General features: G+C 20.4%; 7 protein-coding genes. 5 read left to right on the top strand and 2 right to left on the bottom strand.

Going from position 1 to position 8,161, the window contains the following annotated elements; genetic code table 11:
* Positions 1-168: 168 nt before the first annotated feature.
* From rodA to GJT96_RS01460, 5 genes are all read left to right on the top strand, one after another.
* A complete protein-coding gene (gene rodA, locus GJT96_RS01480) occupies positions 169-1,272 on the top strand; it encodes a rod shape-determining protein RodA (protein ID WP_169780459.1) in 1,104 nt (367 codons plus the stop codon).
* A gap of 55 nt (positions 1,273-1,327) precedes the next feature.
* The gene (gene serC, locus GJT96_RS01475; protein WP_169780458.1) at positions 1,328-2,422 is read left to right on the top strand and encodes a 3-phosphoserine/phosphohydroxythreonine transaminase; all 1,095 of its coding nucleotides are present in this window, start codon (positions 1,328-1,330) and stop codon (positions 2,420-2,422) included.
* 41 nt (positions 2,423-2,463) lie between these two features.
* Complete coding sequence (gene aroA / locus GJT96_RS01470) at positions 2,464-3,762, top strand: 3-phosphoshikimate 1-carboxyvinyltransferase (RefSeq protein WP_169780457.1); 1,299 nt, start codon at positions 2,464-2,466, stop codon at positions 3,760-3,762.
* A gap of 211 nt (positions 3,763-3,973) precedes the next feature.
* Positions 3,974-5,635, top strand: coding sequence for a 30S ribosomal protein S1 (gene rpsA / locus GJT96_RS01465; protein ID WP_169780456.1), 1,662 nt, complete (start codon positions 3,974-3,976; stop codon positions 5,633-5,635).
* A 5-nt stretch (positions 5,636-5,640) separates the two neighbouring features.
* Positions 5,641-6,282 carry an MBL fold metallo-hydrolase gene (locus GJT96_RS01460; protein ID WP_169780455.1) on the top strand — a complete coding sequence of 214 codons (642 nt, stop codon included), beginning with the start codon at positions 5,641-5,643 and terminating at the stop codon, positions 6,280-6,282.
* Between the two features lie 86 nt (positions 6,283-6,368).
* Here the strand turns inward: GJT96_RS01460 and GJT96_RS01455 are convergent, their stop codons facing one another.
* Positions 6,369-7,580 (bottom strand): porin, encoded by a 1,212-nt coding sequence (locus tag GJT96_RS01455; protein ID WP_169780454.1) that lies wholly within the window; start codon positions 7,578-7,580, stop codon positions 6,369-6,371.
* A gap of 83 nt (positions 7,581-7,663) precedes the next feature.
* A partial coding sequence (locus tag GJT96_RS02390; RefSeq protein WP_345718991.1) for an amino acid--tRNA ligase-related protein occupies positions 7,664-8,161 on the bottom strand: 498 nt, incomplete at its 5' end.

The following is an 8,161-nucleotide window of genomic DNA, read 5'->3' as shown; positions in this document are numbered from 1 at the left end:
CTAATAGCTTTTGCTCCATTTAATAACCCTAAAATAGCTATGACTATAATTATAGAAAATAGTGATAATAATATTTCAGTTGGAGATATTTCAAAAAATATTTGGGATTATATTTTTATACACAAAAAAAAATTTTTAAATTAAAAAATTAAATTGTATATTTTAATTATGAAAAAAAACAAAATCAATCATTTTCTTCATTCTATATTACATATAGATTTAATTTTATTAATATTAATAACATTAATTTTAATAATTAGTTTATTTATAACATGGAGTTCAACAGGTATATATCGTCATGTTTTTATAAAACATAAATTAATACAAATTTTTATAGGTTTTGTAACTATGTTTATAGCAGTACAAATTTCTCCAGAAATTTATAAAAAGTACTCTTTTTTATTTTATTGGTTTTGTATTATTTTATTAATTATTGTAGAATTTTATGGATATACTACAAAAGGTGCACAAAGATGGTTAAATATATATTTTACTAAATTTCAACCATCTGAAATGGCAAAAATATCTGTTCCTTTAGTAATTGCTCATATTATTAATAAAATTAAATATCCTATTAATAAAAAAATATTTTTTAAAATTATAATTATTATATTAATACCTACAATATTGGTAGCAAAACAACCAGATCTAGGTACTGCAATATTAATTAGTTTATCTGGTGCTATTATTTTATTTTTATCTGGATTATCTTGGAAGATTATTATTAATAGCACTATTATATTTATAATTTTTCTTCCTTTTGGATGGATGTTTTTACTACATGATTATCAAAGAGAAAGAATGTTAATGTTATTAAAATCTCATTATGATTTATTAGGAATAGGATATCATATTTTTCAATCAAAAACTGCAATTAGTTCTGGAGGTTTATTTGGTAAAGGATGGTTACATGGAACACAATCACAATTAAATTTTTTACCAGAAAAACATACTGATTTTGTTTTTGCTGTGTTAGCTGAAGAATTTGGTTTTATAAGTACATTATCTATTATTTTTTTATATTTATTACTAATAGGAAGAAGTTTATATTTATCTTTTCAATGTTATCATTTTTTTAACAAATTAATAATTAGTGGAATAACATTTATGTTATTTTTATCTATATTTATTAATATTAGTATGGTAAGTGGTTTACTACCGATAGTAGGTATTCCTTTACCATTACTTAGTTATGGTGGGACATCTCTTATAGTTATTATGGCTAATTTTGGAATTATAATGTCTATGTATACTCATAATAGTAAAATATAATTTTAATAAAAATTTTTATTTTTAATAATTTATTATTAAATAAGGATTACAAAATATGAAAAAAATATTTAATTTTAGTCCTGGACCTGCTACTTTACCTTATGAAGTTTTAAAACAAGCACAAAATGAATTACTAAATTGGAATAATTTAAATGTTTCAGTTATGGAAATTAGTCATCGTAATAATGATTTTATAAATTTATTACAAAATATTAAACAAGATTTGCGTGAATTAATTAATATTCCATTACAATACGATATATTATTTTGTCAAGGAGGAGCAAGAACACAATTTGCAGCAATTCCTATGAATTTATTATCTTATAATGAAACAGCTGATTATGCAAATATTGGTCATTGGTCTTTACAAGCGATAAAAGAAGCAAAAAAATATTGTATACCTAATATTATTAATCCAGTAAAAAAAAAAAATGGACTATTTTATATAGATAAAATAGAAAATTGGATTTTGAATAAAAATTCAAAATATATACATTATTGTCCTAATGAAACTATAGAAGGTATTGCAATTAATAAAGAACCTACATTAAAAAATAAAATTGTTATAGCAGATTTATCATCTTCAATTCTTGCAAAAAAAATAAATGTAAAAAATTATGGATTAATATATGCCAGTGCACAAAAAAATATTGGGACTGCTGGATTAACTTTAATAATTATAAGAAAAGATTTAATTTTTAATAATCATAAAAAACGTCAAGAAATACCTTCAGTATTAGATTATAAAATAATTTCTGAACATAATTCAATGTTTAATACACCTCCTACATTTTCTTTATATTTATCTGGACTAATTTTAAAATGGTTAAAAAAAATAGGAGGTATAAAATATATTAGTAAAATAAATAAAAAAAAATCAGCGTTACTTTATGATGCTATAGATAAAAGTAATTTTTATATAAATAAAATAAAACCTTGTAATAGATCTATAACAAATATTACTTTCTTTTTAAAAGATAAAGAAAAAGAAAATTTATTTATACAAAAAGCTAAAAAAAATGGATTATATTACTTAAAAGGACATAAAATTATAGGGGGTATAAGAGCATCTATATATAATGCTATGCCTATAGAAGGAGTTAAAATATTAATAAATTTTATGAATGATTTTGAAAAGAATTATGTATAAATGTTATTATTATTTTAAAATTTAATTAATAATAATATATTATGAATAATATTTTAATTTTGAAATCAGTACATAAAGTTCAAGGTTCTATAACTTTACCCGGATCAAAAAGTATTTCAAATAGAGTTTTATTATTATCAGCTCTAGCAAAAGGAAATACTAAATTAATTAATTTATTAAACAGTGATGATGTAAAATATATGTTAAAAGCATTGCAACAGTTAGGAATTAATTATAATTTATCAGATAATAAAACTAATTGCCTAATTATAGGTAATAATGGATATTTTAAACCTAAAAAAAAAATAAAATTATTTTTAGGAAATGCAGGAACCGTAGTAAGACCATTAACAGCATTATTATCATTAAATAATCAATGTAATGTTATTTTAACAGGTGATGATCGAATGAAAGAACGACCTATTAAACATCTTGTAGATACATTAAAAAATGGTGGTGCTATAATTAAATATTTAGAAAAAAAAAATTTCCTTCCTATAAATTTAAAAGGAGGTTTTCAAAATTGTCATAATAATAACATTATTATAAATGGTTCTATTTCTAGCCAATTTTTAACTTCCTTACTAATTATAAGTCCATTATTAAATAATGATACATTAATTAATGTTAAAGGTAATTTAGTATCAAAACCATACATAGACATTACCATTAAATTAATGAAAATTTTTAGTATTAATGTACAAAATAATAATTATAAACAATTTAAAATTACTGGTAAACAAACATATCTTTCTCCAAAAGAATATATTATAGAAGGAGATGCATCTTCTGCATCATATTTTTTAGCAGCTGCTGCTATTAAAGGTGGAACTGTATTATTAAAAAATTTAAATAAAAATAGTATTCAAGGAGATATAAAATATGTTAATATTTTAAAAAAAATGGGTGCCATAATATGTTATGGTTCAAATTATATTAGTTGTACAAAAAATACTTTAAAATCTATTAATATGGATTTAAATGATATTCCAGATGTAGCTATGACATTAGCTGTCGTAGGTTTATTTGCTAAAGGAGTTACAATTATTAAAAATATATATAATTGGCGAGTAAAAGAAACTGATCGTCTTATAGCAATGTCTACTGAATTAAAAAAAACTGGAGCTAATATTATTACAGGTAAAGATTTTATTATAATAAAACCTCCTAAATATTTTAAAAAAGCTATTATTGAAACTTATAATGATCATCGTATAGCTATGTGTTTTTCATTATTATCATTATCAAATACTTCTGTAAGTATTATTAATCCTAATTGTACTACTAAAACATATCCAAAATTTTTTACAGAATTTAAAAAAATTAGTATTTATAGTTAAATTACAATTTTTGTATTTAAATATTTTAATAATATTAGAAATAATAATACATTATATATAGTTGCAGAAAAAAAATATTAATGTTATATACATATATATTATGTATATAATATTTAATTTTCTCATAAAAGGAATATATGAGTTTTCTAATAAATAATACTTAATATGATTTAAGTTAATATTTATTTTAATATATTTAAAAGTTACTAATATGAATGAATGCTTTGCTAAATTATTTGAAAAATCATTAAAAAATAAAATTATTAATTTAGGATCAATTATTTCTGGAACTGTTATTTCTATTAAAAAAGATATTGTTTTAGTAGATGCAGGATTAAAATCAGAATCTTATATTCCCATCACACAATTTAAAAGTACAAAAGGTGAACTTGAAATTAAAATAGGAGATATTGTAGACGTAGTATTAGATACTATAGAAGATGGATTTGGTGAAACTATTTTATCTAGAGAAAAAGCAAAAAGACATGAAGCATGGTTATTTTTAGAACAAGCTAATATAAATAAAAATAATATTAAAGGTATTATTAATGGTAAAGTTAAAGGAGGATTTACAGTAGATCTTAATAGTATTAGAGCCTTTTTACCAGGTTCTTTAATTGATATTAGACCCATTAAAGATACTTCTCACTTAGAAGGTAAAGAATTAGATTTTAAAGTTATAAAATTAGATAAAAAAAGAAATAATGTAGTTGTATCTAGAAAAGCAGTAATAGAATCAGAAAATAGTGTTGAAAGAAATTTATTGCTTAATACTATATATGAAGGAATGGAAATAAATGGATTAGTAAAAAACCTTACTGATTATGGAGCATTTGTTGATTTAGGTGGTGTTGATGGACTTTTACATATTACAGATATGGCATGGAAAAGAGTAAAACATCCTAATGAAATTGTAAATATTGGTGATAACATTAAAGTTAAAATATTAAAATTTGATAAAGAAAAAGTTAGAGTTTCATTAGGATTAAAACAATTAGGAGAAGATCCATGGAAATCTATATCTAAACGTTATCCAGAAAATAGTAAATTAATAGGACGTGTAACTAATTTAACAGATTATGGATGTTTTGTAGAAATTGAAGAAGGTATTGAAGGATTAGTCCATGTATCTGAAATGGATTGGACAAATAAGAATATACATCCTACAAAAATAGTATCTGTTAATAGTGAAATTGAAGTTATGGTTTTAGATATTGACGAAGAAAGAAGAAGAATTTCTTTAGGAATTAAACAATGTACTACTAACCCTTGGTTAGAATTTGCTAAGAATTACCATAAAGGTGACCATGTTAATGGTAAGATTAAATCAATTACAGATTTTGGAATTTTTATTGGTCTCACTGGAGGCATAGATGGTTTAGTACATTTATCTGATTTATCATGGATAAATAATGGGGAAAGTGAAATACATAAATATAAAAAAAATGAAAATATTACTGCTATACTTTTACAAGTAGATTCTGAAAGAGAAAGAATTTCTTTAGGAATTAAACAGTTAACAGAAGATCCCTTAAATTATTATTTTTTAGAATATAAAAAAAATAATTTAGTTAAAGGTATTATTATAAATATAGATAATAAAAATATTAAATTAAAATTTGATAATGGTATATTAGGTAATGTTAAATTAAATGAATATAAAAATTATAAAATTGAAAACATTATAAAATATTTTAAAATAGGACAACAAATAGAAGGGAAAATTAATAATATTGATCGTAAAAATAGAATAATTAATTTAACTATTAATATTAAATTAATAGAAAATAAAATTATGAAAAAAAATAAAAATAATAATAATTTTTCCAATATCATGACAGAAGCTTTTAAAGCAGCAAAAAAATGTGAATAATTCATATGGAATATAAAATTATTTCTGTTACGAATTTTTTTCAAAATTGTTATTTAATATGGTGTAAAAAAACATTTAATGCAGCACTTATTGATCCTGGAGGAGAATATAAAAAAATTTTAAATCTATTAAAAAAATATAAATTAAAAATAAAAAAAATTTTAATTACTCATTGTCATTTAGATCATATTGGTTCAGCTTATACTTTATCCAAAATATTAAATGTACCTATTTTAGGTCCTCATAGATATGATATTTTTTGGTTAAAAAATATAGAATTACAAAATAAACTTTTTAATCTTCCTTATTGTGTATTTAAAGATAATATATGGTTAAAAAATAAACAAAATATTTCTATAGGAAAAATTAATTTTAAAGTATATCATTGTCCTGGTCATACTCCAGGTCATATAATTTTTTTTAATAAATCTAACAGAATTATAATTTCAGGTGATATTATTTTTAAAAATAATATAGGTAGAACAGATTTACCAAAAAGTAATTTCTATGTTTTAAAGAATTCTATAAAAAAAATAATATCTTTATTAAAAAGTAAAGATATTATCATATTACCAGGACATGGTGAAAAAACTACCCTTTATAAGGAAATAAAAAATAATATTTATTTAAAATTAAAATATGAATAAACTAACTATTCCCTACAAATTTTTTATAAAAAAAACCTAAATTTAGGAAATAGTTAGTTATTTATTTTAACTAAAGATATTTTTAATTAAAATTTATAAATTAAACCAATTCCAAATAAATTATGATGAAAAATATGATTTGTATTTATATATCTATTATTTTTACTTAATAAATTAATACGATAGCTTATATAAGCAGATAAATTTTTACTAAATTTATATATTGTATCGATAGATACATATTTAACAAAATTTATATTTCCTCCATCAAAATGTCTTCCAAAAGGGATGTTATTTCCTTCTGATTGAACATAAGAAATAGTAGTTTTTAATTCATTACTGAATTTATATTGACCAATAATTTCTAAATTTTTAATTTTATTAGCAAATAAATAATTATAATCAGCTAAATATATTAATGAATTTTGTGCTTCAGTAAATACAGCAGCTAAATAAATATTATTTTTTTCATATTTAGCTCCAATAGAAAAAGCTTTTATAGAATTATTTTTTTTATCATTTTCTTGTTCATAATTAATATTTTTTTTTTTTACAAGAAAAGTTGTATTAATTATATTACTTTTATTATTTATTTTTAAAGAATTAAAATATGCTCCTATAAAACTAATTCCAGAATCTCCTAATTTATATTCAATAGAAGTTCCCCATCCCTTTCTATTTTTTTCTTTATCTATAAAAAGATCTTTTTCTTCATTTTTATTAAAATTAATATCTTCTTCAGGAAGATATAATCCTTTATATTGTAAAGCAAAATTTAATCCTTTAATTAAATTAAAAAAATTTTTGTTTCTATATGTTATAAGATTATTTGTTCTTCCAAACATAAATTTATCATTATTATTGTACATAAAATCATCTGTAAAAAATGAACCTTTTTTTACATAAGAAGTTGCATCATATAATATTCCATAATTTCTTCCAAAATTTATAGAATTATTACCATTATTAGAACTTAATCCTATTAAACCTAGTCTTATTGATGGGAAAATATTATTATCTATTTCTTTTTGATTTATTGGTAAACTATACTCAAATTGAGTATAACCATAAATATTATTATATATTTTGGTTATTCCTTTAAATCCAAAAATAATATTTGATATAGTATTTTGATATTTTCTTAAGATATTTGCATCATTATTAGCATAAGTTTTAGTAATTTCTAAAGATCCATATAAATCTATTTTTTGTCCATTTGTATTATAAATTTCACTAGCATGAACAATACTAATTGAAAATAATAAAGGTATTAAAATTTTAAATATATTACATCTCATAATTTTTTATCCTTATTATAATAATTATTTATTTTAAATTTAGTTAGTGATAAAATTTATAAAAAACTATTTTATTAAAATTTTTAAAATTTTGCATTATAAGGAGTTCTTGGAAATGGAATAACATCTTTTATATTATTTAAACCAGTTATATAAGATAATAATCTTTCAAAACCTAAACCAAATCCAGAATGAGGTACTGTACCATATTTTCTTAAATCACGATACCACCAATAATAATCTTTATTTAATTTTAATTCCTTTAATCTTTTATCTAAAAAATTTATTCTATTCTCTCTCTGAGAACCTCCTATAATTTCACCTATATCAGGTAATAATACATCCATAGATGCTACAGTTTTATCATCATTATTTAAATACATATAAAATGCTTTAATATTTTTAGGATAATTAAATATTATTACTGAATTATTAAAATATTTATTCGTTAAATATTTTTCGTGTTCTAGAGAAAGATCATCACCCCATTTAATTAAATGTAAAAATTTTTCTTTAGAATTTTGTAAAATATTAATAACTTCAGTATATTCAATTATATTGAATTTATTTGATAAAATTTT

Source organism: Enterobacteriaceae endosymbiont of Donacia piscatrix, assembly GCF_012569525.1.
Classification (GTDB): Bacteria; Pseudomonadota; Gammaproteobacteria; order Enterobacterales; family Enterobacteriaceae.
Note: the sequence above shows the minus strand (reverse complement) of the source record. Positions and strands in the feature narration are given on the sequence as shown.

Bases quoted from the DNA above. Each gene is read 5' to 3' on its own strand.
- rodA (WP_169780459.1), top strand. From the start codon at position 169: ATGAAAAAAAACAAAATCAATCATTTTCTTCATTCTATATTACATATA.
- serC (WP_169780458.1), top strand. From the start codon at position 1,328: ATGAAAAAAATATTTAATTTTAGTCCTGGACCTGCTACTTTACCTTAT.
- aroA (WP_169780457.1), top strand. From the start codon at position 2,464: ATGAATAATATTTTAATTTTGAAATCAGTACATAAAGTTCAAGGTTCT.
- rpsA (WP_169780456.1), top strand. From the start codon at position 3,974: ATGAATGAATGCTTTGCTAAATTATTTGAAAAATCATTAAAAAATAAA.
- GJT96_RS01460 (WP_169780455.1), top strand. From the start codon at position 5,641: ATGGAATATAAAATTATTTCTGTTACGAATTTTTTTCAAAATTGTTAT.
- GJT96_RS01455 (WP_169780454.1), bottom strand. From the start codon at position 7,580: ATGAGATGTAATATATTTAAAATTTTAATACCTTTATTATTTTCAATT.